Here is a 26,921-nt window from a genome sequence, read left to right on the forward strand (position 1 = left end):
GACTTCACCTCGCTGCTCGGATCCGTCGTGCGCGACAGCATGCTGTGTTGGCGACGCTCGCTCACTCGTCGGTCACCTGCCTGCCGGTGTCCTGAACGGGGCAGCTACCTGCGACCGGGCAGTGGCGGCAGCCGTCGTTGCGCATCGCGAGATAGCTCGGGCCCTCGGTGGCGGCGGCCGCGTCGTGAATGGTGTTGCGCCACTTGTCCAGAGCTTCCGGATCGAGCGGCGGCTGCATGCGTTGGGTAGCGCCCTCCTTGCTGCTCGGCTTGGCGACGTAGACCAATCGAGCGCCGCCCGGCTCGCCGAGTGCGCCGCCTTCGTCCGCAACCTGTTCGTCCGAGTCTTGCTCGTCGGCATCCGGTTCGCCTGGGGCGGTGACCGATTCGACCGCATCCGAATCAGCCGGCCTATCGGCGGGGTCCGATTCTTCCCGCGCTTCCTCGGTGGCCGTGTCGAGCGCGCCCATCGCCGCCGCCACCTGATACGTCGCCAGCTGCGCGTGATCGACCGCCGCCTGCTTGGTGACCGGCGACTTCCCGGTCTTCACGTCCACGATCACGAAGCGGCCCAGCGCATCCCGCTCCAACCGGTCCACCCGGCCGCGAATCCGCACGGGCCGTTCCTCTTCCGTCCGCGGCGGCAGCACGCAGTCCACCGGCACCTCGACCCCGGCCTGGGTGAGTTCGCCGCGGGTGTTGCGCACCCACGCCATGAAGGTTTCCAGCATGGCCTCGGTGCGGCGCAGCTCCTGCCGGGAATGCCAGCCGGATCCGGGATCGACGGACTGCCAGGCCTTTTCGAGCGCGGCGCGCACCTGCGCCTCGGGCACCTGCCCGGCCAGCGCCTGCACCAGCGTGTGCACCAGGTTGCCCTTGACGGCGTGCGGATTGTCGCCGTCGGTGCCGCCGTGGCGTTCCAGCGCCCAGCGCAGCGGGCAGGTGCGCAGCAGCTCCACGGTGGACGGTGAGAGGCCGATCGGGCTCTCGTCCTCCTCCCACAGGGACCGTGCCGAGCTCAATTCGGCGGTGCCGTACCACTCGTCAGGATGGGTGCCCGGCACACCGGCGCTGGCCAGGCGCGCCAACTGGTGCGCGGCCCGATGCCTGCGGTCCGGATCGGCCTCGGGATCGCAGACGGCGCCGCGCAATTCGGCCACCAGCGAATGCATGACCAGGGCGCGGCCGGGGTCGGCGATCGGCAGCGCACCGGGTTCCCCGTCCTCGTCGTGCCCGAGCAACTCGGCGAGGAACCGCGACGGCACGAGATCCCGCTCCCCCGAGACCGATTCGACCGCGGTGACCAGCAGCGAGCGCCGGGCCCGGCTGCACGCGACGAGCAGCAGCCTGCGTTCCTCGGCGAGGATCGGCGCCGCCCGGCTCACCTGTTCGCCGCCGTCGATGACGCCGGCGGTCAGGTCAACCAGGTCCTCGGTGTTCAACAACGTCCCGCGCGCCCGCGGGTTCGGCCAGATCCCTTCCTGCACAGCGGCGACCGCGACGACGTCCCACTCCCGGCCCGCGGCGGCGTGTGCACTGAGCAGGGCGACCGCCTCCTTGGGCGCCGTACGGGGCATCGAGCCGTTCGGAATCTCCTGTTGCAGCAGGTATTCCACGAAGCCCTCGATGCTCGCGCGGGGCAGCCGGTCCACATAGGCCGCGGCCGCGTCGAACAACCCGACGGCGGCATCGAGATCGCGGTCGGCCTGCATACCCACCGCGCCACCACGTTCGGACTGCGCGACCCAGCGCCGCTCCAGCCGTGAGGCAGTCCACAGCGCCCACAGCACGTCCTCCAGCCCCGCGCCGCGCCGACGCGCCTTACGAGCACGCTCCAACGCGTCGAGCACCCGCCGCAGCGGTGCCGCCTCGACATCGGTCAGCCGCTCCAGGATGCGCAGATCACCGGACCCGATCAGCAGATCCCGCAGCACCTCCGCAGACGATTGATCTATGCCGTGCCGGAGTACGGCGGACTCACCGCTCGCCGCAGGATCGTCAGCGGTATCCCCGGAATCGCCCCCCTGCGAGGCTGTACCGACGACGGTCGCTGCGTCAGCAGTGACATCAGGTTCACCGGCCGCGTGGGGAGAATCAGCAGGCCGTTCGGCGTCCTCACCCTCCTGTTCGACCTCGATGCCACGCCATTCGGAGTCTTCGATGCTCCATTCGGCGTCGACCCCATACCAATCCGCGTCGTCCGCAGCCCGCTCGACGCTCCCCGGACTCGGCTCGGGCAGCCCTGTCTCCCGCTCCGAGCTTTCGATAGCCCGATCGGGCTCACCCGGATTCCGCTCCGAATACTCGCTTTCCGGAGCCTCCTCCGCACCCCGGCCGAACTTCGCCTTATTCCGCTCGGATTCCAGCACGCTGCGCCGCACACCACGCCGCAACCGCCGCAGCGTGATCTGATCCGCGCCACCGAGCGGACCGGCGAGCAGGTCCAGCGCGTCCTCCGGCTCGAATGCCGAGCCCTTCTCGCCCGCGAGCAACGCTCGTAGCGACAGCAGCATCCAGGCTGCGCCCCGCCGCCGGGCCAGTGGTGTGTCCAGGGCGGGCTGCTGCACGGGCACCCCCGCCGCCAGCAGCGCCCGGCGCAGCGGCGGCAACGACAGCGGCACCGACCGGACGATCACCGCCATCCGCGACCAGGGCACCCCACCGGTCAGGTGCGCCCGCCGTAGGTGATCGGCGATGAGCGCGGCTTCCTTCGCGGGCGTGGCGAGCACCCGCACTCGCACCTCGGTGCCGTCGTCCGTCGGTTGATCCGCCCGCTTGGGCAACGAAAAGCGTTGTGGCGCACTGCCGGGCAACTTGGCCGCCACCCTGGCGACCGCCAGCTCCACCGGACCGCCCGAACGATGGTTGTCCCGCAGCACGATTCGCTGCCCGTCGGGTGCGGGCAGGTCGGCGACGAACCGGGCGTCCGCGCCGCGGAAGGCGAAGACGCCCTGGTCGGGGTCGCCCGCGACGACGGTGGTGTGCGCGCTGTGCCCGATCGCCCTGACCAGCATCGCGGCTTGCGGATCGAGATGTTGCGCATCGTCGACCAGCAGGTACCTGATCCGGGCGCGTTCGGCGGCAAGCAGATCGGCGTCGCCGGCCAGCGCGTCCAATGCGGCGCCGATCAGTTCGGCGGCGTCCAGCGCGGGCGCGGTCGCCTCCGGCGCCTCGACACCCACCGACCAGCGCAGCAGCATCGTCTGCTCGTAACGCACCGCGAACTTGCCGGCCGCCACCCACTCCGGTTTACCGTGCTCACGACCGAGCCGCACCAAATCTTCGGGCCCCAGCCCGCGTTCGGTCGCCCGCAACATCAGATCACGCAACTGTTCGGCGAACCCCCCGAGTGCCAATGCGGGTTGCAGCCGTTCCGGCCACAGGTCGTCCGCACCCTCAGCGATGTCGATCAGGTCACCGCGCAGCATTTCCCGCAGCACCGCATCCTGCTCGGCACCGGTCAGCAAACGCGGCGGCGGGTTGCCGTGGGCGGTCGCGTGCCTGCGCAGCACCGAGAAGGCGTAGGAGTGCAGGGTGCGGGCCAGCGGCTCCCTGGTCGCGCCCGGTACCCCGCCCTCGGCGTCGGGGCCGGCCAGGCGTGCGGTGATGGCGTCGCGGGCCGCACTCGCGGCCTGTTTCGAATGGGCAAGGACCAGCACGGATTCGGGATCGTCGCCCGCCGCGATGCGGTCGGCGGCGAGATCGACCAGCAGGGCTGTTTTGCCCGTGCCCGGTCCGCCGAGCACCTGCCAAGGTCGCCACCCTGGGCGCGTCGGCCCGGCCGCGGCCGCGGCCTCGAACAGCGCGCGAACGTCGGCACCCCAGGCGCGCGGCCGGGGTGCCGCCACGTTCCGGCGAACAAGTCGCACCGCGCTATCCGATCGCACCACGCGGGCTATTGCAACAGACACGACCGACACGCCGACGCGCCCCTCGGGCAACTCGCCGAGCGGCCATCCGCCGAGCAGGTCAAAATGGACCGGTGTCTGCTCTCAATGTCTATCGATTCGGCCCGGCGACCGGACCGGCCGTCCTCACGCTGCACGGGGTGACCGGCCACGGCAAACGCTGGGAAGACCTGGCCGCGAACCATCTGCCCGGTGTCCGGATCATCGCACCTGACCTGCGCGGACACGGACGGTCGAGCGCCTTGCCGCCGTGGACCTTCGAAGCCGTCGTCGCGGATCTGGTCGATCTGCTCGCCGCGGAGACCACCGATCCGGTGACAGTGGTCGGGCACTCGTTCGGCGGCGCGTGTGCGCTTCATCTCGCCGATCGCCATCCGGACCTGGTCCGGCAGCTCGTGCTGTTCGATCCGGCCATCGCGATCGATCCGGCGCTGATCAACGACATCGCCGAATCGCTGCTGGCCTCCCCCGACTACGAGAGCGTGGCTCGGGCCCGCGAGGACAAGCTGGCCTCCTCGTGGGGCGAGGTCGCGCCGGAGCGCCTGGCTGCCGAGCTGGCCGAACATCTGGTGCCGACCGCGGCCGGCCGCGTCGGCTGGCGGATGAGCCTGCCCGCCATCACCTCCTACTGGGGGCAGCTCGCCCGCCCCTTCGTGCTGCCGCCCGCCGACCTGCCCACGGTCCTGGTGCAGGCGATGAAGGTACAGCCACCGTTCGTCACACCCGAGTTCCGCGCGGCGCTCACCGAGCACCTCGGCGCGCGCCTCACCGTGCACGAGTGGCAGTGCGATCACATGATCCCGCAAGCCCTTCCGGCCGAGGCCGCCGCGCTCATCCGCTCGGTTCTCTGAGCACGATGGCCACCACCGATGATCAGGTCGAGCGGGTGCGCGCGCTGGTCGCGTCGATCCCGCCAGGCCGGGTGGCGACCTACGGCGACATCGCCGCGGCCGCCGGGCTGTCCACGCCGCGCACGGTCGGCTGGATCATGCGCACCGACGCCGCCGACCTGCCGTGGCATCGGGTGATCGGCGCGGCAGGCAAGCCCGCCGCGCACCTGGCCGACCGCCAGCTGCGGCTGCTCGCGGCCGAAGGGGTGCCGATCCGCGAGGGCCGAGTGAACTTGCGGGCGGCGCGTTTTCCGTTTGGGTAAACCCACCCGGCGCGAGCCGCGCGACGGTTACCGTTGAATCATGTCCACCCGCCTGGCGTGTGTCGTGTTCGATGCAGACCGGCCGCGGTTCATCGCGGATTTCTGGGCCGAGCTGCTCGGTTGGGGCGTGACGCTCGACCGCCCGGACGAAGTGGATGTGGCGGCGCACGATCCCGACGGTGCCGATCTGGCGCTGGCCTTCCTGCCCGCCGCGCGAGCCAAGCACGGCAAGAACCGCATTCACCTCGATCTGGCCAGCCGCTCGATCGATCATCAACGCCTGCAGGTGGATCGCGCGCTGTCCCTCGGGGCGCGCCGCGTCGACATCGGGCAGGGCGCGGTGCCGTGGGTGGTGCTCGCCGATCCCGAGGGCAACGAATTCTGTGTCCTGGAGCCGCGCGAGGAATATGTGGACACCGGCGCCGTCGCGGCCATCGTGATGGACACCCGAGACCCGCTGCGGCTGGCCGAATTCTGGTCCGCCGCCTCCGGCTGGCCGGTCGCGCACGGCGGCGCGCAGGTCGCCGGACTGCGATCGGCGACCGGGCTCGGCTCGTGGCTGGAGTTCGTGCACACGCCGGAGGCGAAGTCGGGCCGCAACCTGCTGCACCTGAATCTGGCCTCGTTCGACGACCAGGCCGTCGAGCTGGCCAGGCTGCGGGCCGCCGGCGCCACACCGATCGAGCGCGACGGCGGGAACGTCGGCACCGCGCCCGGCCTCACCCTCGCCGACCCCGAGACCAACGAGTTCTGCCTGCTGCGGCCGGTGCGCGACTGCTCGACGGTGTAAACGGTCGGTGTCCGCCTCCCGGGTTCGCGGCGACGACGAATTAGCATGTCCGCCATGTCGTACCTAGGCCCTGCTCGGTGACCGCCGCCGATGCCATCGTGCTCGCCGGCGGGCGAGCCAGCCGGATGGGCGGTGTCGACAAACCCGCGATCGTCATCGGCGGTCGCTCCATGCTCGATGCCGCGTTGGCCGCCGTCACCTCGTGTGTGCAGACGGTCGTGGTCGGACCGCATCGGCCCGGGCTGCCGCCGGAGATCAAGCAGACCCGCGAGGTGCCACCGGGGTCGGGGCCGGTCGCGGCGATCGGCGCCGGGTTGCACGCGCTCGGCTCGGCCGCCCCGCTCGTGGTGGTGCTCGCGGCCGATCTGCCGTTCCTGTCCGACTGGTCGGTCACCGAATTGATCAGGCACGCCTGCGAATCCGGGGCCGAGGCGGTCTTCGCGGCGGACGAGTCGGGGCGGCCGCAGTATCTGATCGGAGTCTGGCGGCGCACCGCGCTGGCCGCGGCCCTCGATGGACTGGACTCGCTGATCAATCAGCCGATGAAGGCGTTGATACCGGCCGACTCGGCGATCATCGCGCTGCCGGGGGTCGCCGACTGCGATACCGACGAGGAGGTGCGTCAGGCCCGCGCCTCGGTCGACCCGGCGCCACCGCTATCCCTGGACGAGGCACGGAATACCCTGCGTGACAACCTCTCCCGGCTCACCACCTACACCGCCGACCTGGCCTCGGTGCGCGGGGCGGCACTCGCGGCACCACTGGCCGCCGTCGGACCGCTGCCCCGCTTCGACGTCTCCGCGATGGACGGGTACGCGGTGGCCGGCGACGGTCCGTGGCGGCTGCGCCGCGATATCGGGTTCGCAGGCGGTCAGCGTCCGGTCGGGCTGCTGTCCGGCGAGGCGGTGCGCATCGCCACCGGCGCCCACGTGCCCGACGGCACCACCAGCGTGGTGCGCGACGAATTCGTCCGGGTGACCGCGGAAAACAGCCTGCACCGACTACCGGACACCCCGATCCGGGACGATGTGCGCCGCCGGGGCGAGGACCGGCAACCCGGCGATCTCGTTGCGCCGCAAGGGACTCCGGTCACCGCGGCGTTGATCTCCGCGGCGGCGAGCGTGGAGGTGACCGCGGCGCCGGTGCGCGGACCGGTCCGGGCCAGGATCGTGATGACCGGCGATGAGATCCGCAGCGAAGGTCCGCTGCACGCGGGCCAGACCCGCGATTCGATCGGCCCGATTCTGCCGGAGCTGCTGTCGCTGTGCGGTATTCGCACCGCCGACCGGGTGCACCTGCGTGATACCCCCAACGGTTTCGACCAGGTGCTCGCCGCAGCGCCGGAGTGCGATCTGCTGGTGATCGTCGGCGCGACGGGCGGCGGGGCGGCCGATCAGCTACGTGCCGCGGTCGACCGCTCGCGAGCCCGGGTATTGGTGCGACGACTGCGACTACGGCCGGGCGGTTCCACGATCGTCGCCGAACTCACCACGGGCACTACGGTTCTCGGACTACCCGGCAACCCGTTCGCCGCCGTGGCGACGCTGCTGGCCTTGGCGCCCGCTATCGTCGAGGGTCGCACCGGCGGCGCACCGCGTCGCGTCCTCCTCGGCCCGCTGCACAACGCCTCGGAGATCGCGGGACCGGTCGCGCGCATCGTGCCCGCTCGCTACGCCGAGGCGGGCGGCTGGGTCGGCGACCCGCACATTCGCACCGCTCACCTCGGCGGCCTGGTGGACCGCGACGGTCTGGTCATCGTGCCCGCCGACGCCGCCGACGGCGCGACGGTCGAGTTCCTGCCGCTGCCCCGATAGGCAGAGTCCGCTTGCCGACGCGCGGGTAGGTAAACCTGTTGCCCGTGCGGCAACCGCTCGGCAACAATCGGGGCATGGGACGCAGCTTCGAGGATCTGGTAGCGGAGGCCGGCACGGTCTCCGTGGCAGGCTGGGATTTCGGCTGGCTCGACGGGCGGGCCAGCGAGCAGCGGCCGTCCTGGGGGTATCAGCGGGTGCTGGGTGAGCGGCTCGGGAAAGTCACTGCGGCCCTGGACATTCAGACCGGCGGGGGCGAAGTACTGGCCGGTGCCGGGAACTTTCCGCCGCTGATGGTGGCCACCGAGTCGTGGCCGCCGAATATCGACAAGGCGACCCGACTGCTGCATCCGCTGGGCGTGGCGCTGATCGCGGATCCGGATGAACCACCGTTGCCGTTCGGGGACAATGCCTTCGATCTGGTGGTCAGCAGACACCCGGTCACCGTCTGGTGGGCGGAGATCGCCAGGGTGCTCCGTCCGACGGGCACCTATTTAGCGCAACATGTCGGTGATGCAAGCGTTTTCGAACTCGTCGAATATTTCCTCGGCACGCAGCCTGCGGAAATTCGTAAGCGCCGCAATCCGAATGACGATCGGGCCGCCGCGGCAGCCGCTGGACTCGATATCATCGATCTCCGATATGAACGGTTACGCGTCGAGTTCGGCGATATCGGCGCGGTCGTGTACTTCCTGCGGAAGGTGCCGTGGATGGTCCCCGACTTCACGGTGGACCGATACCGCGACCGCCTCCGGACCCTGCACGACGAGATCGAAGCAAATGGTCCATTCATCGCCCATTCGACCCGATTCCTAATCGAAGCACGCAAGCCATAACGTCTCTACCTGCGGAAATGCTTAGGATCGCCGGTGCGACAGGCTTTTTTCTCTTTCCCTTCCGGAATTGCTCGATGCTCGCTATCGTGAGTGACGTTAGGCGAATATCAATCCCCGGAAAGGACCGAGTGGAGATGGCTGAAAAGTCGAAGAAAACGCCTAAGAAAATGCCTAGGCAGATGGATCGGCAGCAGCAGCAACAGCGCCAGGATCAAAACCAGAACCAGGGCATGAACCGCCCAGGCGCAGACGGCCAGCGCATGCCGAACCAGCGCCAGTCCGACGATGATCGGCGCGATGCCGACCAGCGCAGGATGGGCCAGAACTAACTGATCCGCACCGCGTGCCGCCGGTTCACCGAACCGGCGGCCGCGGTTGTGGTCGTTCCGGTGCGTGCGGCGCCGGACAGCTCGTCGAAACGGTGCGTCGCGGGCCGCCGGTTGCACGCACCGTGCGCGAAACGCTGGTGACCTGGGCATACCCCGCCTATTACTGGGTGGATGCCTGTTCCTTCCTATGCCCGCGGTTACCAGTCCTTCGCCGGCACCATCGGACGCACCACCGCGACCTCGACCCCCGAGTGGACCTACCCGCCGACGGCCCCGGCCGGCGCACCGAACATCCTGGTGGTGCTGGTCGACGATCTGGGATACAGCGACATCGGCCCGTTCGGCTCCGAGATCGAGACACCGACGCTGGATCGGCTCGCCGCGCGTGGTGTCCGGCTGACGAACTACCACACCACCCCGCTGTGCTCGCCGTCGCGGGCCGCGCTGCTCACCGGAATCAACTCCCACCGTGCGGGTTTCGGCTTCGTCGCCAATGCCGATCCCGGCTACCCCGGCCTGCGCCTGGAGCTGGCGGACGACGTGCTGACCTTGCCGGAGATCTTGCGCGCCAACGGATACGCGACCTACGCGGTCGGCAAGTGGCATCTGGTGCGCGACGCCACGATGAACCCGGCGGCGCACCGGGATTCCTGGCCGACCCAGCGCGGGTTCGACCGCTACTACGGCTCGCTGGAGGGACTGAACTCCTTCTACTACCCGAACCAGCTGGTGTCGGACAGCTCCGTCGTCGACGTCGAGGAGTACCCGCCGGGCTACTACCTCACCGACGATCTGACCGACAAGGCGATCTCCTACCTCAAGGATCTGCGCGCACACGATGCGACCAAGCCGTTCTTCCTCTACTTCGCGCACGTCGCCATGCACGGTCCCTTGCAGGCCAAGCCCGCGGACCTGGCCAAATACCGTGGTCGCTACGCCGAGGGCTGGGACAGGTTGCGGCAGCGCAGGTTTGCCGCTCAGCTCGCGCAGGGCCTGTTCCCGCCGGGCACCGAGCAGAAGCCACGCAATACCGAGCCCGGTTACGAAGCGGCGGAATGGGATTCGCTCACCACCGCGCAACAGCGCCGCTTCGCCAGGTACATGGAGGTGTACGCGGGCATGGTCGACAGCATCGACCAGAGCCTCGCCCGCATTCTCGAAACCCTGGAGCAGCTCGGCGAACTCGACAACACCATCGTGGTGTTCACCTCCGACAACGGCGGCACCGCCGAGGGCGGACCGGAGGGCACCCGCAGCTACTTCGCCGAGTTCGCGCACATCGACGACCCGGACTGGATCGGGGATGTCCCGCTCGACGAGGAGCTGATCGGCACCGCGCGGCTCGGCGTGCACTATCCGCGCGGCTGGGGGCAGGCGTCGAACACGCCGTTCCGGTTCTACAAGGGACAGACTTTCGCCGGCGGCGTGCGGGTGCCGTTGCTCGTTTCGTGGCCGAAGGGGCTGCCGCGCGGCGACGGCGACAACGGCATCCGCCACGAATACGCCTACGTCACCGACCTCGCGCCGACTCTGCTGGAGTTCGCCGGACTGCAACGGCCGAGCGTGCGTAACGGTCTGCCCGCCAAGGACTTCGACGGCGTCTCCGCCGCCGCGCTGCTGCGCGACCCGCACGCCCGGACCGAACACACCGAGCAGTACTCCGAGATGACCGGGCATCGCGGCTTCTATCGGGACGGCTGGAAGCTGCTGTCCCTGCACGAACGCGGCAGCGACATCGACGCGCCGCACTGGCAGCTGTTCGACGTACGCGCCGATCCAACCGAGCTGCACGACCTTTCGGCACAGTTTCCCGAGCGAGCCGCCGAGCTCGCCGCCGCCTGGGACGAATCCGCCTGGGCCAATACCGTTTTCCCGCTGCTCACCCGGCAGGACCTGGTGCGCAGGCGGCCTGAGGAACGGCGCCTCGCCGAGCCGCTTCGATTGCTGCCCGGGACACCGACCTTGGAGCGCTACCGGTCCCAACGACTGATCGCCTACCGGGACTTCACCATCGGCGCGGAGCTGGACAACTATCGGCCCGGCGATGAGGGAGTCCTGGTCGCCCACGGTGATCCGCTCGGTGGTTACCTCCTCTACCTCGAGGACGGCCGCCTGACCTTCGGGATGAACAGTTACGGCAGGTACGACTCGGCGTCGGCCGGTCCGCTCGCGCCGGGCACCCGCCGCGTCTCGGTGACGGCGACGGTCCGTCCGCGCCTGCGCTGGGACTTCGTGCTCGAGGTCGACGGATGCCGAGTCGCCGAGCTCCGCGACCAGGTGCAACTGGTCGGCATGTCGCCGTGGACCGGCATTTCCGTCGGCGTGGATGCCCGCGGACCGGTCTCGTGGGATCTGCGGGAGCGTCGCGGCACCTTCCGCTACACCGGCGCGCTGCGCGCGATCACCTACACCCCGGGCCCGATCCGGGTGCCCGCGGGCACCATCGAGACGGTCGAGCGGGAGGCGGAATTCGTTGCGGAGTAAGCAGATCGACGCTTACCTCCGAGGTAATTGTCCGGCAGCGGCGCGCGGCCTACGTTCGGATCGGCGTCGTGCTCCGGCGACGCCACCGACGACGGGAGCCGCCCATGTCCGCCTATGGCTTCGCCCACCTGCGCGCCCGCAGGCCGCACCCCGACATCCTCGAGTACCTGGAGCGCATTCAGGACACCCTGGATCCGTTCCACGGCCGCTTCGTCATCCACGGGCCGCCCGCCGAGGTGGTCGAGGGCGACTGGCCGGGCAGCATGGTGCTGCTCGAGTTCCCCGATCTGGCTACGGCACGGGCGTGGTACCACTCCCCCGCGTATCAGCAGATCATGCACCTGCGCACCGACCACATCGACGGCGATCTGCTGCTGATCGAGGGCGTCGAACCGAATTACGACCCGCGTGCGCGGGCCGTGAAGTTGCGGGCGGAAGCCGCAGCCGGGTAACCCGGCACGTCCGGTTCCGGCCACTCGGCCGACTTTCTCCGCGCCATTCCCGTCCGATACCGTTGACCAGGCACAACACGGTTCGACGCGACGAAGGATGCGCCTGATGGACGACAGTTCCCTGAGCTGGGACGACGGTGCGCTGGTCACCATCGACCAGCGTGGACTGCCGCACGAAGTCCGCGAGCTGCGGCTCGACACGGTCGACGCGGTCATCGACGCCATCCGGGTGCTCGCCATTCGGGGCGCGCCCGCCATCGGCATCGCGGGGGCGTTCGGCGTGGTCATCGCCACTTCCGCGCACACGGTCGACGGTGTGGTGGACGAGGCCCGGGTGCACGACGACGCCGATCGCATCGCGGCCGCGCGGCCGACCGCGGTGAACCTCGCGTGGGCGGTGCAGCGCGTGCGCGCCAAGGTCGCGCTGGGCGCCGATGCCGTGCTCGCCGAAACGCTGGACATGCTCGCCGAAGACGGCCGGGTCAACCGGGCCGCCGCGACGCACGCCGCCGACCTGGTGCGGGAGCTGTGCCCGGACCGGCCGTTGCGGGTGCTCACCCACTGCAACACGGGTCGGCTCGCGACGAGTGCGTTCGGTACCGCGATCGGCACGCTGCGGGTGCTGTTCGAGCGTGGCGCGCTCGAGGACGTTCTGGTCGACGAGACCCGGCCGTTGTTGCAGGGCGCGCGGCTCACCACCTGGGAGCTCGCCGAGGCGGGTATTCCGCATCGGCTGACCATCGATGCCGCGGCGGCCTGGGCCATGGCGACGGGGCAGGTCGACTGTGTGCTGGTCGGCGCCGATCGGGTCACCATGAACGGTGACGTCGCGAACAAGATCGGCACGTATTCGCTGGCGCTCGCGGCGCGGCATCACGGTATTCCGTTCATCGTGGTCGCGCCGGAGTCGACCAGGGATCCGAATATGGCGACCGGGCGCGACATCGTCGTGGAAGAACGGGCCGCCGCCGAGGTGATCGGATTCGGTGGTGTGGCAACGGCTCCCGAAGGGACCGCGGTGTTCAACCCGGCGTTCGATGTGACGCCCGGTGCGTTGGTGACGGCGGTGGTCTCGGAACTCGGTGTGGTGCATCGCTCGGACACGATGATTGGGTCTGGGTCGACCCAATCTGTCGTCCCGGGTGATCATCAGCCGCAGGACGCGGTCCGTGCAGCGACCACCGGTAATCCCTTGCCCGGCAAGGCGATCGCCGATATCGCGCGCGGCCTGTACCAGCGGGGCTGGATGCCGGGCACCGCGGGCAATATCTCGGTGCGGACCGGCGAGACCGCCGTGATCACCGGCAGCGGATTGTCCAAAGGTGAACTCACCGAACACGACATGGTGACCGTCCGGGTCGCGGATTCGGCACCGATGGCCGGGGGCAGCCGGAAACCGTCGGCGGAGACCACAATTCACACCGCCGCGTATCGTGCCACCGCGGCGCAGGCGGTCGTGCACATCCATCCGCCCTGTGCCACCACGCTGGCCACACGGGCGGGTGGGTCCGACGAGGTGACCTTCCTGCGGATCGCCGATTACGAGCTCATCAAGGGGCTCGGCGGCAGCGACCCCGCGGTCATCGACATTCCCGTGTTCCCCAACTGGCCCGACGTGCCGCGCATCGGCGCCGATATCGAGCGTTATCTCACCGACCACCCCGCCGCCCCGCCGATCCTGTTCATCACCGGTCACGGGATCACCGCGTGGGGGGACAATCTTTCCCAGGCGCGCGATCGTGCCGAATGCCTGGAGGCGCTGTGCGAGCTGGTGGCCCGCACCGGTCGCAGGCAGGCGTTCGGGTCGCGCGACGAGACTCTCGAGATTGGACTGACATGACCCTGCTCCAGGTGATGGCCGCCGACAACCCGGCCGACGTGCGGGTGCGGACCACGGACGATGCGGTGATCGGCACCGAATTGGCAAAGCACGGCATAACTTTCGGCCGCTGGCCGGTGGTGGACAACGCGGCGGCGATCGCCTCCGACGAGCTGCTCGCGCACTACACCGACCAGGTCGCCGAGCTGAACGAGTCCGGGCGCTACCAGCACATCGACGTCGTCCGCATCCACCCGGACGACGCCGACCCCGAATGGCCGAAGGTCGCCGAGGGTGCGCGGGCGAAGTTCCTCGACGAACACCGGCACGCCGAGGATGAGGTCCGCTACTTCGCCGCCGGCCGCGGCTGCTTCTACCTGCATCTGGGGCAGGAGGTGCTGGCCGTGGTCTGCGAAGGCGGCGATCTGCTCTCGGTGCCCGCGGGCACCCTGCACTGGTTCGACATGGGTAGCAGGCCCGACTTCATCGCCATCCGCTTCTTCGAGGAGGCGGACGGCTGGGTGGGCGACTTCACCGGAGACCGCATCAGCGCAGGGTTCCCCACCCTCGACGAGCTGCTCGCCACCTCATGATCACGACGGTCGTCGTCGATATCGAGGGGACCACCAGCCCGACCAGTTCGGTGCGCGAAGATCTGTACGGCTATACCTGCGAACGCCTTCCGGCGTGGTTGGCCGAGAACCGCACGGGCGCAGCGGCTCCCATTCTCGCGGCGGCCAAGGCGCAGGCTGGGCAGCCGTCGGCCGACACCGACGAGGTCGCGGCGATCTTGCGCGGCTGGCTCGACTCCGATGTCAAAGCCGAGTCGCTCAAGGCCGCCCAGGGGCTGATCTGCGCGGAGGGATTCCGCAACGGCGCGCTGCACGGGGAGTTCTTCGCCGATGTGCCACCGGCGCTGCGCGCCTGGCATGCGGACCGTCTCGCCGTGTACGTGTATTCGTCGGGATCTGTTCGTAATCAACAGGATTGGTTCACGTTCGCGCGCGGCGGTGAATTGGCTTCGCTGGTCCGCGGCTACTTCGATCTGTCGACGGCGGGCGGCAAGCGTGAGCCGTCGTCGTACGAGAAGATCGCGGGTGCCATCGGCGTCGCCGGTGATCGGATTCTGTTCCTGTCCGACCATCCGGACGAGCTCGACGCGGCCGTCGCGGCCGGTTGGCACGCCGTCGGGCTCGCCAGGCCCGGCGAGCCCAATCCGCCTCGGCCACCGCATCGTTGGGTGGATACCTTCGCTGACATCGATCCGGGCGCCGAGTAAGCGGCTCAGCCCAGCGAGTCGACGATCTTCGTGATCCGCCGTGCTCGGGTGTCCGCACGCTTGGCGTCGGTGACCGCCGTGACGTGTTCGCGGCGGCGCGAGTAGGACAGCTTGTCGAAGGCGTCGCGGCGACCCGCGGCGCGCAGTGCGTCGGCCAGGTCGTCCGGGACGTCGACGGTGCGTTCGGCGTCGTCACGGGACACCGTCACCACTACGGTGTCGCCGGGCGCCTTACCCAACTCGGTGCGGATCGCCTTCAGCATGCCGAGGCAGGGTCCGGAACCCATGTCGACGATGGAGCCGCGGTAGTCGATGCCGTCGAAGTCCACCTCGACCGGGATGCGGCGGCCGCCACCGAGCGCCGCGACGACCTCCGTGGGCACCGCGACGTACGCGCCGCCGCCGGCGCCGGACTCGATTCTCGCTTCGAATCGCATGGACCGACCATAGCCCCTGAGGTGTCATGACCTCGGGATTCAGGGTGTTCCCCGATGGCAGGGGTGCGCCGGTCCGGCCTACGGTGAGCGTCGGTCGATCGGTCATCGGTGGAGGTAGTGTGCGGCGTCAGGTTTCGGATCGGTCGGCCGCGGCCGTGTTCATTGTGCTGGTGCTGGGGATCGCGGTGGCGACGGCGAATGTCGCCGGTGGGTTGATTCTGGCGTTGTCGCCGGTGTTGGTGACCGTGCTGCTGCTGGCGTTCACTCGTGACAGTCGCACAGGGTGGGACCGGGTCGGGTTGTCCCGCAGTGGGATTGGGCAGTGGCCGCTGGCCGTCGGCGGCTGTGTCGCGGTGTCGGTGGTGGCCACGGGTCTCGTGGTGTCGCTCGGCTACGCGTCGTTCACCTCGCCTGGCTCGGACATGTGGATGAATATGCTCGTGCTGGCGATCACCGGGCCGATTCTCGCGTTCGCCGAGGAAATCGGTTGGCGCGGTTACCTTCTGCCGCGGGTGATGGGGTTGGGCGAGCGGTGGGCCATGCTGCTCGTCGGCATCGTCTGGGCGGCTTGGCATCTGCCCTACATCCTGTTCACGCCCTACTATCACAGCGAAGGCAATCGGCTGCTTACCCTTTCGCTGTTCTTAGGAAGTGTGCTCGCGTTCTCCTTCTTCTTCGGTTATCTGCGGCTCGTGTCCGACAGCGTGTGGCCGCCGGTGCTCGCGCACTTCGCGCACAACTGGGCGTTCGCGGTGCTGCCTGCGATCGTGGCGACTAGTCATCCCGTGGTGTTCGGGGAGTACCTCGCTGGTGATACCGGGCTGTTCGTCATGCTCGGTACGGGTTTGCTTGCCTGCCTGCTCGCGGGAGTGTGGCGAAAGCGGCTCGTGCACTCGGAACGTCCGGCGGTCAGCAGCAAGATGTGAACGCCCGCCTCTCGGTGGAGGCGGGCGGTCGGTTCAGGCGTTGTCGTAGGCGTCCTGGAGGGTTTTGATGTCGAGCTTGGACATGCTGCGCAGGGCGGTGCCGACGGCGATGGTCTTGGCGGGGTTGTCGCCGCTCATCAGGGCGGGCAGCATGGCCGGGGTGACCTGCCAGGACAGGCCGTAGCGGTCGGTGAGCCAGCCGCACGGGCCCGGCTCGCCACCCTCTGTCAGGGCGTCCCAGAGTCGGTCGATCTCGTCCTGGGTTTCGACGACCAGTTGCAGCGAGGCCGCGTCGGTCAGCGGGTGGCCGGGGCCGCCGTTCATCAGGGTGACCGCCTGGCCGTCGAGTTCGATCGCGACGATGAACGCCGTACCGTCCGAGTTGCGGGCGACGTCGGTGATTCGGGAGTTCGGGACGAGGGTGGTGTACCGGGTGGCGGCTTCCTCGGCGGCGCTGTCGAACCAGAGGAAAGTGTTGACGGACATGATGGGCTCCTTGCCGGTGGTGTGTGACTTGCTGTCACCCTCTGGTCGGAGCCGTTTTCGCTGTCTCTACCTATCTCCGAGAAATTTCTCGAGATATTTCTGAGAGGCCTGTCAGAGAGACGGCGGCTGGTCGAGATATGGCCGGATCACCTTCTCGGCCTTCTCCGGGTAGTCGAGTCCACCGGCCGTAGCGACCTCCCTGGCGAGCTCACCGAACAGATCCGCCGTCGCCTGCGCCTGCCGCAACGGATCACCGATCGCGAAGATCCCCTCGACCCGCTCCCACACCCCCGGCGCCGCCCACTGCCGCATCTTGGTGCCCGCATGCCAGACATCGTGCCCACTGCCGTGCCGCGAAACCGCATGCCATTCGATCATCGTCAACAGCAGTTCCTTCGTCTCCCAGTCCCGAGACTTCACCACCCAGAGCTCACCACGCACCAAATACCTTGGCAGATGGGCGATCTCGAACCAGAACTCCGCACACAGCGCCCCGAACTCCTCCTGATCAGGCAACTCGCCGACCGGTGCGGACCCGGTCGCCACCGGCAGCCCCGCCGCCGACCCATCCCGATCGAACAGCACCTGATATCCCCGCTCATGCAACTCGTCGAGACCGTCCTCGACCATCTCCGCCAGCCGCTCCACCGGCACCACCTGAAAGTCGACCTTCACCCCACCCTCGAAGAACACCAGATGCGCCGGATTGTCATACGGCCCCGCCAACTCGACATTCACCCACACCTCCCCCAACTCCCGCACCCACCCGTCATCCCCCGAATACCGCTCCACCTCCGTGGTGTACAGCTCAATATCGTGGTCCGACAACGCATCCACTGCCCCATCCCCCCGCCCCCGCGACCCCGTCCGCAACACCACCCGAATGTCGTCACGCCCCCGAGCCCACTCCACCACCCGCCCCACCATCGGTTCGTCTTCAGCAATCCCCATCAGCGAGCGATCCATGATCGCCGATCCTGCCCGACGGACCTCGGGGTGGCAACGGACCACCGGCCCCCTCTGCGGCATCGAGTTCGAATCGGCTTCGCGCCGTCTCGTAGGCAACTCCAGCCCCCGACCGGCTCATGACTTCGGCGCGAAGGTCCGCCCAACGCACATGTTCTCCCCTGGGCGACGGACCGATCAGTGTCACTCCGCCCCGAAAAGGTCGGCAATGCTGGTCACAGTCGCCGAGCGACGGAGCCACAATCGCAGTATCTCCAGGTCTTCGCACGATGTGATGCGGGCCCGCGCGTCGGATGGGACCTCGATCGATCGCTCAGCCAAGATCCCGAGAATGCTGCCGGCGATCCCCTTGGCCTCCCCCTCTTCCCGCAGGCGCTGCGACGTCTCCGAGCGGAAGAACGATGGGTCGATCGACATCAGGTGCCTCCAAGTGTGGGCGGCCGGGCTCTTACCCAGGCCGAGTTCGGTGAGTTCGGCGATGACGTGGGCGTCCTCCTCGTCGATCCCCCGCAGGGCGGCGGCGAGCGCTTTCAGTATCTCACCGATGCAGGGGTCTTTGGCATGCGTCATCGCGGAGAGTGCGGTGAGGGCGATGTCGGCGGCGGCCTCGTCGGGGTCGGTCACCGGGCGCACGTTTTCCGGGCCGAGGACGAGGGGGCGCATCGTGAGACTCGACCAGAACGGCTGGCCGAACGCTACGGGGCGGGCCGCCCACAGCGCGGTGGCTTGGTCGTGGCAGACGACCAGCAGCAGTGCGGGGAGGCGGTACTTGGCGTGCGCGTGCGCGAGGTAGTAGGCCCATGCCGAAGGTTTGGCCGGGTCGTCCTCGCCTTGCGCTTCGACCAGAAGCAGAAACTGGCCCGTAGCCGTGGTGAACCGCAGTAGAGTGTCTACTCGTCGCTCCAGCGGTCTGACTTCGGTGAGATCCGTTGGTAGCAAGACCACTTCGGTTGGATCGTCTAATGGCACGTCCAACGCGCGGAATGCGCGCGCGAACATTTTTGGGTCGTGCTGAAAGATCCGGTGCATCGCCTCGTGCTGGGAACCGACCATTCCGCCGAAGGTACCTCGAGATTCGAAAATACGTTCGATTCACATTTGGGGCAGTGGAATTCGGGTGAGGTGCATGGCTGGGACCGCCTTCGAAGGCTGGCCGAATCCGGCAGTGGTTGTGGGATTCGGGGTGGTTTGTCGTGATTGCCAGGATGTAGCGCCACGATGGGGAGAGTTCATCCAGTGTTCGCACTTGGCTTGCGGTGTCGAGTTGCTGGAGGCTTGCGGAGGGTACAGCATCGGTGGGTATGGGGTCGAATCCGCTGAATCCTGTTGGTGATGTTCCGGAGACCGGGATACCGGGTGGGCTGGCTGCCGAGATGACTATGGCTGAGCAGCATGAGTGGCATCAGGAGTATTTGCGGCGGCATCGGGTTTCGCGGCGGAATGTGTTGCGGGGGGCGGCGGCTGCGGCGGCTGTAGCGGCGGTGGGTACGTCGCCGTTCGGGGGGCGGGCTTATGCGCAGGATGCGCCGTTGGCGGTTGGGGGGCGGCATGTTGGGTTCGGGGCGGATGCGACGAGTCAGCTGCGGTTTGCGGGGCAGTTGTCCAGGCGACCGGCGGGTACCAAGGTGTTTCTCGAGCATGGGCCGACGCCTGCGCTCGGGGCGACGGTGGAGGCGGAGGTGCGCAATCTGCTGACGCAGGTGCCGAGTAGTGATGGCGGCGTGCTGGCGGCGGAACAGTTCTATGTGCACGCGCCGGTGGACGGGTTGCCGGGGCGGGTGCCGCACTACTATCGCTGGCGCACCGCCGACGGGTTCGTGAGTGATATCCGTGCGGCTGCGACGGCGATGCCGACCGCGCGGGCGGCGATCGTGCCGTTTCGGTTCACCATGATGGGCGATCAGGGGACCGACGAAACGCCGGCGTTGCCGTCGGGTGTCGCGCCCGGGGATTACGACGACAAGTACTACAAGGGGGACAACGATCCGAATGTCCCGCACGCCACCAATGTGCTGCGCCAAATCGCCAGGGCCAAGCCGGATTTCCATATTTTGGCGGGCGACATCGCCTACGCCGATCCGTCCGGTGCGGGCAAACCGAACCAATTCGTTGCGCACGGTGCGAAATCGGCGCACGGCTTCGACAAGTTCAATCCGTACGTCTGGGACGTCTATTTCGGCGCCATCGAGGTGAGCGCCGCTCAGACGCCGTGGATGTTCGCCACCGGCAATCACGACATGGAGGCGACCTACGGCTCGCACGGCTACGGCGGTCACGCGGCGCGCCTCGACTTTCCCGGTAACGGGCCGGCGGGCTGCCCGTCGGCGTATTCGTTCACCTACGGCAATGTCGCGGTGCTCTCGCTCGACGCCAATGACGTCTCCTACGAGATTCGCGCCAACACCGGGTATTCCGATGGGGCGCAGACGAGTTGGGTGGAGCGCACGCTCGCCGCCTACCGGGCGAACCCCGATATCGATTTCCTGGTCTGCTTCTTCCACCACTGCGCCTATTCGACGACCGAGGCGCACGCCAGCGACGGTGGCGTGCGTGACGCCTGGGTCGCACTGTTCGACCGCTACCAGGTGGATCTGGTGTTGCAGGGGCACAATCACGTTTTCGAGCGCACCGATCCGATCCGCGGCAATGTCGCGACGAAGGTCGCGGGCGACAATTCGGTGGTGTATCCGGAGACCGACGGCACCGTCTACTACACGGTCGGCGGCGGCGGTCGGCCCCGCTACGACTTCCAACCGGGATCGCGAGAGTCCTACCGGGGCAACGAGTTGCCGGACACAGCCGTACCGAACAGCTATGTGTGGGCACCCGGCGGCGACAAACAGGACGAGGCGGTACCGTGGTCGCGGGTGCGGTTCCGTAACTATTCGTTCCTGCGCGTCGACGTCCGTCCCGGCATCTTCGCCAGCGAGATGGACGTGATCGCCGTCGACGAGTACGGCCACGAATTCGACCGGGTCACCTACCGCAGGCAGGTGCGCGGGTAACCGGCTACTTCTTTCCCGGCTACTTCTTTTTCGGCGGCAACGTCCGCGCGTAACCGACGCCGCGATCGACCCATTCGCGCAGCACGGTGTCGTCGTCGGCCGCCTCGGGGGTGACGCGCAGCCAGCCGACCATTTCCCGGCCACCCATCACCATGGGCTCCACGAATTCGTTCGCGAGCAGCCGGTCGCTTTCGGTTCGGTCGACCCGGACCAGCAAGCCGCCTTGCCCACTGGCCGCCACCGCCATATTGCCGCCGATCAGAAAGGCCAGGCCGCCGAACATCTTGCGCTCGGACAGCTCCGGCCCCGGCTTGATCAGCAGCCGGATGCGATCGGCCAATTCCTCGTCATATGCCATAGCGGAATTGTCGACCCTGGCACCGACAGATTCTCGGCGAAAGCCTCACGCGCCGATCGCCGCGGCGAACAATGGCCAGGACAGATGCACGTCGTCTTCCCAGTAGGTCCAGGCGTGGGTACCGGCAGGCCGCAGATTCGCGGTGACCGGGATGCCGAGTTGGTGCAGCCGATCCACGAACGGCCGGGTGCAGCCGCCGATGACGGTCTCCATCACACCGCCGACGAGCATGCGGTCGAGCAACCGGGCCGGGTTGCCGTCGATGCCGCGGTCGCCGATGGTGTCGTGCTCCCCCGGTGCGCCGGTGCCCGACGAAACGTACAGCGCCACACCGCGCAAGCGTTCGGCGTTCAGCATCGGATCGTGCTCGGCCCAAGCCGGGCTCTCCGGCCCGCCCCACATGTTCGCGGCGTTCGCGCCGAACACCGCGAGCTGCGACGAGACGTAGGCCTGAGCCACCGAATCGCTGGTGCGCGGGCATCCGCTGTAGGCGCCGACCGCCTGATAGAGACCGGGTGCGCCGGTCGCGAGGTTCAACGCCGAGGTCGCCGACATGGACAGTCCCGCAACGGCATTGCGCCCCGTCATGCCGAACCTGTCCTCCAGCAACGGCGGCAGCTCACGGGTCAGGAAGGTGGTCCACTGGTTGCGGCCGAGCACCGGATCGTCGCGCAGCCAGTCGGTGTAGTAGCTGGCGCGCCCACCCATCGGCACGATCACGTTGACGTTCTTGTCCGCGAAGAACTCCGCGACATCGGTGCGCCGCATCCACGGCCCGCCGTCCTCGCCGCCGTCGACCGCGTTGAGCAGATACAGCGCGGGCGCACCGGCGCCGGGGTGCGACATCCACAGCGTGATGGGCTTGTTCATCGCCGCCGAGTGCACGACGACCTCGAGCTGCCGCCCGTCGAGCGGGCGTACGTCGAGGATGCGGGAGTCGGGATCGGCGGCGGCCGGACCGGCCGGGACGATCGCGGCGACGACCGCGAGAAGGGGAACCAGGCATCGCATCAGCCGGCGCATGGGGTCGAGTATCTCCCAGGGCCGCCGGGACATCCGGCATTCACCGGGCGTGTTCTGGCAACGAATGAACGCGCAGGTCGGTGACGGCCCTGTCGGCGATCAGCGGCATCCAGCAATCTTCCAGCGACGGCAGCTCCTGCCTGCGTCACCACGTTCCCGCCACCGGTGCCCAACGCGCCGAATCGATCGTCCGCGCCTGCGTATTCGAGCCCATACGTGCCGGGTCAGACGCCTGCATCGACCGCCTTCGAGCCTTATGCGCCCGGACCCGCAACGCGCTCGAGCCGTTCACTGCGCGCCGCGACGGGCACCGCCGTGCGCTCCAAATGCCGCGCCAGTATCGGGCCGATCACGCCCACCACATCCGCGTTGGTGAGCTGCGCATGTGTCGCCGGCACCGGATGCTCGATGAGGTCGCCGGTGATGAACGGCCGCCATATCTCGGCGCCGAACAGTTCGGTCACGCCACGGGTGGCCGAAAAGTACAGCAGGTCACCGTCGAAGACGCCGGGCTGGTAGCCGTGCGAGAGGGCGACGCCGTCCACATAACCGCGATGCAGCCGTTCCAGTTGCGCCGCCGACAGTCCGGTACCGAATGACGCACCGGCGCTGGCCAATTCGTCGGCGGCCTCGGCGGCCGTCAGCTCGGGGGCGGCGTCGCCGTCTTCCGGCTCGTCACCGAGCAAGTGCGTCAACAGATCTCGCATCCGCGGCGCGGGCGGCGGATCGACGCCGTCGGGGAAGACGACACTGTCCAACATGGCCAGCACCGCCACCGCGGCACCGCGGGCGCGCAGCCGCACCGCGATGGCATGCGCGATCTGGCCGCCGAGGGACCAGCCGAGCAGGTGGTACGGCCCCTCCGGCTGCACGCGCAGCATCGCGTCGACGTAGCTGTCGGCCAGCTCGTCGATGGTGCCGAGCGTGCCGCCCGGGCCGGTCAGCGTCGGGGCTTGCAAGCCGTACACCGGCCGGTCCGTGATGTGCCGCGCCAATCCGGCGTAGCACCAGGCCAGCGGGACCGCCGAGTGGACGCAGAACAGCGGCGGGCGGGTTCCGTTGCGGCGCAACGCGAGCAACACACCGAACGCGTCGTCGTCGCTGGTATCCGTGCCGTCGTAGGTGGTGATCCGCTCGGCGAGCGCCCGCACGGTGGGTGCCGCGTACAACCAGCGCACCGTCACCGGTACACCGGTCGCCGCGGCCAATTCGGCCGAGACCGCCACGCCGAGTAGCGAATTCCCGCCGAGTTCGAAGAAGTCGTCGTTCAGGCCGACCCTGGACTGACCGGTGGCCGTGCCGATGTGCTCGGCGACCAGACGCTGAATCATGTTCTCCGGCGCGAGATACGGGCGCTGCACGATGATCGACGGCGGCAAAGCGGCACGATCGAGCTTTCCGTTGCTCGCCACCGGAAGCCGGTCGAGTTCGATCAGCGCCGAGGGCACCAGCGCGGCGGGCAGCGTCGCGCGCAATCGGTGCAGCGTGGCCGCCGCGTCGAACGCGGTGCCGGGGGCGGCGACCACGTAACCCACCAGTCGCGCCTCAGGTCGACCGGCGTCGGCGACCGTGACGACCGCGCACTCGATGTCCGGTCCGGCGAGCAGCGCAGCCTCGATCTCGGCGGGCTCGATCCGCCGCCCGCGCACCTCGACCTGGGCGTCGACCCGACCGAGGAACTCGAACACCCCGTCGGGTCCCGCGCTGACCAGGTCGCCGGTGCGGTACAGCCGCCGCCCTACCCCGAACGGATCGGCGATGAACCGCACCGCGGTGCCCGCCGGATTGCGGACATAACAATCGGCGACGCCGATGCCGCCGAGGTACAGCTCCCCTCGGGCACCGTCGGGCAGCCGGGCCAATCGCGAGTCCAGCACCACCGCGAGCACGCCGGGGAGCGCGCGTCCGATGGTCACCGGCGCGTCGATCGCCATCGCCGCCGTCTCCGTCGCCATCACGGTGGCCTCGGTCGGCCCGTACCCGTTGAACAACCGCACATGCGGCGCCCATTCGCGCACCAGTTTCGCCGGGCAGGCCTCGCCACCGATGGCCACCACCGAGAGACCGGGCACCTCCGCCGGCGAGAGCGTGGCAAGCACCGCAGGGGTCGTCAGGTAATGGGTGCAGCCTGTTTCGCGGAGCAACCCTGCCAGCTCGGCACCGGAAACCACCGACGGCGGCTGCACCACCAAGCGCGCACCGGATGCGAACGCGGCAAGGACATCGAGTAGATGTGCGTCGAAAGACGGGGCGTGCGAATGCAGCACCACCGAGTTCTTGCCGACGCCCCAGTGCTCGACGATGTAGTCGGTCAACGAACCGAGTCCACGATGGCTGACCGCCACTCCCTTCGGCCGCCCGGTCGTGCCCGAGGTGTAGATCAGATAGGCCGGATGCGCGGGCCGCAGGGCGCGCGGCCGCTCCGTGTCGGCCACCGGTGTCGCCGACCGGCGCTCGACCTCCGCCATGCACCGCGGATCATCGAGCACGAGCCAGTCGATGCCACACCCGGTCGCGCCGCGTGCGTCATCGTCGCTCGCACGGTCCGCGTCCGCCGCGGCAGGATCGAGGCGGCCGAAGAATCCGGTATCGCAGGGAAATTTGTCCCGCACCGCACTGAGCGTGATTCCCTGCCGGGCACGGGAATCCGCGATGACGGTGGCGATCCGCGCGACCGGATCGGACGGATCGACCGGGACGAAGCAGGCGCCGGTCTTCGCGACCGCCCACAGGGCCAGTACCGATTCCAGCGATCGCGGTACGGCAACCAAGACGAACTCACCGGGACGCGCCCCGCCCGCCATCAGCTCGCGGGCCAGCCGCGAGGACGCCTCGTCCAGTTCGCGGTAGCTCATGGTGCGGGTATCGTCGTGCACCGCAACAGCATCCGAGGCCGCGTCCGCGCACAGCAGTTCGGGCAGCACCCGCACCGGCCCGGCGGGCGGCGCGACTACCGGAGCGGGCCGGGCGCCGTCGACCGCGATGATCGGGCAGTCGGGCGCCGCGGCGAGGAAGCGGCGGAAGTACTCCAGGAACATGCGGTGCTGCCACACCACCGTGTCGTGGCGGTAGCGCGTCGGGTTGGCCTGAAAGTCGATGCTGACCGAGCGGTCGTCCGGACCGGCCTGGTAACCGTTGACCATCAGATCCTCGACGGGTCCGAGCGCGAGCAGCCGGGCCTGGCCGGTCAGCGGGCCGAGCCGGAGCGGTTCGGCGAAACCGAGGACATTGACCAACGGTCCGAATCCGCTGCCCAGGGCCTGATCCCGGCCGCTGTCGCGGCGCATGTCCTCGAAGCGGTAGCGCTGGTGGCGCAAGGCGCCGATGACGGTCGACCGGACCTGCGCGATGACCGCACCGACGGTGCTGGTGTCGAGCCCGGATAGTCGCAGCGGCACCACATTCGACAGCGAACCGGCCGATCGGCGTAGTCCCGCGGTGGTGCGGGCGGGGACGGGCAGGGTGAGGCAGACCTCCCCGTTGCCCGTCATCCGCGCCAGGAAGCAGGCGAACGCCGCGAGGGCCAACTCCGGGAAGGTCGCACCGTGGCTGGTCCTCGCGGCGGCGAGCAGTTCCGCGGTGGCGGCATCGACGGTCGCCGTCACCCGGTGCGGCCGTGCCTGCGGTGCGGCAGGTTGGCCGGCCAGGCTCACCGGCGCGCCGAGTCCGGCGAGCCGGTCCAGCCAGTAGTCTCGATCGGCCGCTCGGCGTGGCGAATCCCGATAGGCCTGTTCGGTTGCCAGGATTTCTGGTACCGAGAGCGCCGGAAGGTCCTGCACCGAACCAGCTTTGGCGTGATCGGCGGCGCCGTTCGACAGCTCAGCGCCGTCACGCTGCGGGGAATCGCCTGCGGTTTCCCGCGTTTCGGTGGATGCCAGATGATCTGCGGACCGCCACAGCACTCGCCCGGAGGGGCGACGGCCCGCTCCTACCAAGCGGCCGGTGTCGAGCAGCGCGGTGTCGCCCGTCCCGCGTACTACTCGCGGCTCGGTGTCCCGCTGAGCCGCAAGGACTTCGGCCTTGTAGAGCTCCCCCGTGCGACGCAGCACGGCGGCGGCGCCGAGCCCGTCCACTACGAGGTGGTGGCTGCGCAGGTACAGCAGGTGGTGCTGCGGCGCTACCCGGAAGAGGGTGGCGACGGTGTGGTCGTCGGTGCGCGGATCCAGCGGTGCGCTGTAGTCACGCTCCATCGCGGCGAGAGCGGTAGCGACCGGGTCGAGGTCGGTCGTCAGGTCCACGACCTCGATCGGCAGTTCCGCGTCCGGATCGACATACTGCCGCGGCTGCCCGTCGACGGTCCGGAGTCGCACGTGCGGGGATTCCAGTTCCCGGGCCGCTCGCCGGGCACAACGTGCCATCAGCGCTACGTGCAGCGGTCCGCAGAGATCCAGGTACATCGCGACTGTGAGCGGCACCTCGGGTTGCAGTTGCTGGGCCACCCACCAACTCTGTTGCACGGTCGAGAGGGGGTACATCCGCTGCGCCGTGGCATCGCCAGGCACGGCGTCGTCGGCTCCGGTCAACACGCCTCCCATGCATTCGGAAGCCACCGCTGAATCGTTTCTCGGGCAAACCTACGGCATCCGGGCCCGAACTCGCCGTAATTGCAGCATGATCGGCGCGTGCAGGGATCGCTGCCAGGACAGACAGCAGGCGCTGGTCTATCGGATTCGACGAATATCCGACCACGAGCGCCCTCTCGGCACACACCCTGCTACGTGGGGTCGTTCACTCAACGGGAGGCGTCGTCGTTGAGCTGTTCACTCAACAGGAGGCGTCGCGGTGGAGCCGTTCACTTACTGGGGGCCGACAGCACGAACTTCGCTCGGCTCACCACGTCGGCGACGCCGCACAGCTCGA

General features: G+C 68.8%; 21 protein-coding genes. 13 read left to right on the top strand and 8 right to left on the bottom strand.

The genetic code is table 11. The features are described 5' to 3' along the window. Positions 1-61 precede the first annotated feature (61 nt). Positions 62-3,910 (bottom strand): PD-(D/E)XK nuclease family protein, encoded by a 3,849-nt coding sequence (locus IBX18_RS26090; protein WP_373889231.1) that lies wholly within the window; start codon positions 3,908-3,910, stop codon positions 62-64. 71 nt (positions 3,911-3,981) lie between these two features. On the opposite strand from IBX18_RS26090, the gene IBX18_RS26095 reads away from it, so the two are divergent. The 11 genes from IBX18_RS26095 (at position 3,982) to mtnC (ending at position 14,860) form a co-directional block, all read left to right on the top strand. Next, on the top strand, positions 3,982-4,758 hold the full coding sequence (locus IBX18_RS26095; RefSeq protein WP_194836167.1) for an alpha/beta fold hydrolase: 777 nt from the start codon (positions 3,982-3,984) through the stop codon (positions 4,756-4,758). 5 nt (positions 4,759-4,763) lie between these two features. Further along, positions 4,764-5,060 (top strand): MGMT family protein, encoded by a 297-nt coding sequence (locus IBX18_RS26100; RefSeq protein ID WP_107658936.1) that lies wholly within the window; start codon positions 4,764-4,766, stop codon positions 5,058-5,060. 40 nt (positions 5,061-5,100) lie between these two features. After that, positions 5,101-5,850 (top strand): VOC family protein, encoded by a 750-nt coding sequence (locus tag IBX18_RS26105; protein ID WP_194836168.1) that lies wholly within the window; start codon positions 5,101-5,103, stop codon positions 5,848-5,850. A gap of 77 nt (positions 5,851-5,927) precedes the next feature. Further along, positions 5,928-7,664 (top strand): NTP transferase domain-containing protein, encoded by a 1,737-nt coding sequence (locus IBX18_RS26110; RefSeq protein WP_194836169.1) that lies wholly within the window; start codon positions 5,928-5,930, stop codon positions 7,662-7,664. Positions 7,665-7,738: 74 nt separating this feature from the next. Further along, positions 7,739-8,497 carry a class I SAM-dependent methyltransferase gene (locus IBX18_RS26115; protein ID WP_194836170.1) on the top strand — a complete coding sequence of 253 codons (759 nt, stop codon included), beginning with the start codon at positions 7,739-7,741 and terminating at the stop codon, positions 8,495-8,497. Positions 8,498-8,631: 134 nt separating this feature from the next. Then, positions 8,632-8,826 (top strand): hypothetical protein, encoded by a 195-nt coding sequence (locus IBX18_RS26120; protein WP_194836171.1) that lies wholly within the window; start codon positions 8,632-8,634, stop codon positions 8,824-8,826. A 171-nt stretch (positions 8,827-8,997) separates the two neighbouring features. Beyond that, positions 8,998-11,310, top strand: coding sequence for an arylsulfatase (locus tag IBX18_RS26125; RefSeq protein ID WP_194836172.1), 2,313 nt, complete (start codon positions 8,998-9,000; stop codon positions 11,308-11,310). Between the two features lie 104 nt (positions 11,311-11,414). Next, positions 11,415-11,762, top strand: a complete 348-nt coding sequence (locus IBX18_RS26130; protein ID WP_194836173.1) for a DUF1330 domain-containing protein — start codon at positions 11,415-11,417, stop codon at positions 11,760-11,762. A 106-nt stretch (positions 11,763-11,868) separates the two neighbouring features. Next, the gene (gene mtnA, locus IBX18_RS26135; protein WP_194836174.1) at positions 11,869-13,602 is read left to right on the top strand and encodes an S-methyl-5-thioribose-1-phosphate isomerase; all 1,734 of its coding nucleotides are present in this window, start codon (positions 11,869-11,871) and stop codon (positions 13,600-13,602) included. Then, positions 13,599-14,174, top strand: coding sequence for an acireductone dioxygenase (locus IBX18_RS26140; RefSeq protein WP_194836175.1), 576 nt, complete (start codon positions 13,599-13,601; stop codon positions 14,172-14,174). Before mtnA ends, IBX18_RS26140 begins: the two co-directional genes overlap by 4 nt. Continuing rightward, positions 14,171-14,860, top strand: a complete 690-nt coding sequence (mtnC, locus tag IBX18_RS26145) for an acireductone synthase (RefSeq protein ID WP_194836176.1) — start codon at positions 14,171-14,173, stop codon at positions 14,858-14,860. Before IBX18_RS26140 ends, mtnC begins: the two co-directional genes overlap by 4 nt. Before the next feature lie 5 nt (positions 14,861-14,865). Here mtnC and IBX18_RS26150 read toward each other — a convergent pair whose 3' ends face one another. Next, positions 14,866-15,297 carry a YdeI/OmpD-associated family protein gene (locus tag IBX18_RS26150; RefSeq protein ID WP_194836177.1) on the bottom strand — a complete coding sequence of 144 codons (432 nt, stop codon included), beginning with the start codon at positions 15,295-15,297 and terminating at the stop codon, positions 14,866-14,868. Positions 15,298-15,416: 119 nt separating this feature from the next. Here IBX18_RS26150 and IBX18_RS43180 point away from each other — a divergent pair, with 119 nt between their 5' ends. Continuing rightward, entirely contained in the window at positions 15,417-16,223 is an 807-nt protein-coding gene (locus IBX18_RS43180) for a CPBP family intramembrane glutamic endopeptidase (protein ID WP_194836178.1), read from the top strand. A 33-nt stretch (positions 16,224-16,256) separates the two neighbouring features. Here IBX18_RS43180 and IBX18_RS26160 read toward each other — a convergent pair whose 3' ends face one another. The 3 genes from IBX18_RS26160 to IBX18_RS26170 all read right to left on the bottom strand — a co-directional run bounded on the left by IBX18_RS26160 (position 16,257) and on the right by IBX18_RS26170 (position 18,728). Then, on the bottom strand, positions 16,257-16,709 hold the full coding sequence (locus IBX18_RS26160; protein WP_194836179.1) for a VOC family protein: 453 nt from the start codon (positions 16,707-16,709) through the stop codon (positions 16,257-16,259). 111 nt (positions 16,710-16,820) lie between these two features. Next, the gene (locus IBX18_RS26165) at positions 16,821-17,675 is read right to left on the bottom strand and encodes an aminoglycoside 6-adenylyltransferase (protein ID WP_228541786.1); all 855 of its coding nucleotides are present in this window, start codon (positions 17,673-17,675) and stop codon (positions 16,821-16,823) included. A 183-nt stretch (positions 17,676-17,858) separates the two neighbouring features. Beyond that, positions 17,859-18,728, bottom strand: a complete 870-nt coding sequence (locus IBX18_RS26170) for a hypothetical protein (RefSeq protein WP_194836180.1) — start codon at positions 18,726-18,728, stop codon at positions 17,859-17,861. Between the two features lie 248 nt (positions 18,729-18,976). Here IBX18_RS26170 and IBX18_RS26175 point away from each other — a divergent pair, with 248 nt between their 5' ends. After that, positions 18,977-20,680, top strand: a complete 1,704-nt coding sequence (locus IBX18_RS26175) for a metallophosphoesterase (protein ID WP_194836181.1) — start codon at positions 18,977-18,979, stop codon at positions 20,678-20,680. A gap of 19 nt (positions 20,681-20,699) precedes the next feature. On the opposite strand, the gene IBX18_RS26180 is transcribed toward IBX18_RS26175, so the two are convergent. The 3 genes from IBX18_RS26180 to IBX18_RS26190 all read right to left on the bottom strand — a co-directional run bounded on the left by IBX18_RS26180 (position 20,700) and on the right by IBX18_RS26190 (position 26,584). Then, positions 20,700-21,038, bottom strand: coding sequence for a TfoX/Sxy family protein (locus IBX18_RS26180; protein ID WP_135232993.1), 339 nt, complete (start codon positions 21,036-21,038; stop codon positions 20,700-20,702). A 45-nt stretch (positions 21,039-21,083) separates the two neighbouring features. Further along, the gene (locus tag IBX18_RS26185; protein ID WP_194836182.1) at positions 21,084-22,061 is read right to left on the bottom strand and encodes an alpha/beta hydrolase family protein; all 978 of its coding nucleotides are present in this window, start codon (positions 22,059-22,061) and stop codon (positions 21,084-21,086) included. 254 nt (positions 22,062-22,315) lie between these two features. Next, positions 22,316-26,584 carry a non-ribosomal peptide synthetase gene (locus IBX18_RS26190; protein WP_228541787.1) on the bottom strand — a complete coding sequence of 1,423 codons (4,269 nt, stop codon included), beginning with the start codon at positions 26,582-26,584 and terminating at the stop codon, positions 22,316-22,318. Positions 26,585-26,921: the final 337 nt, after the last annotated feature.

The organism is Nocardia sp. XZ_19_369 (assembly GCF_015355715.1).
GTDB lineage: Bacteria > Actinomycetota > Actinomycetes > Mycobacteriales > Mycobacteriaceae > Nocardia.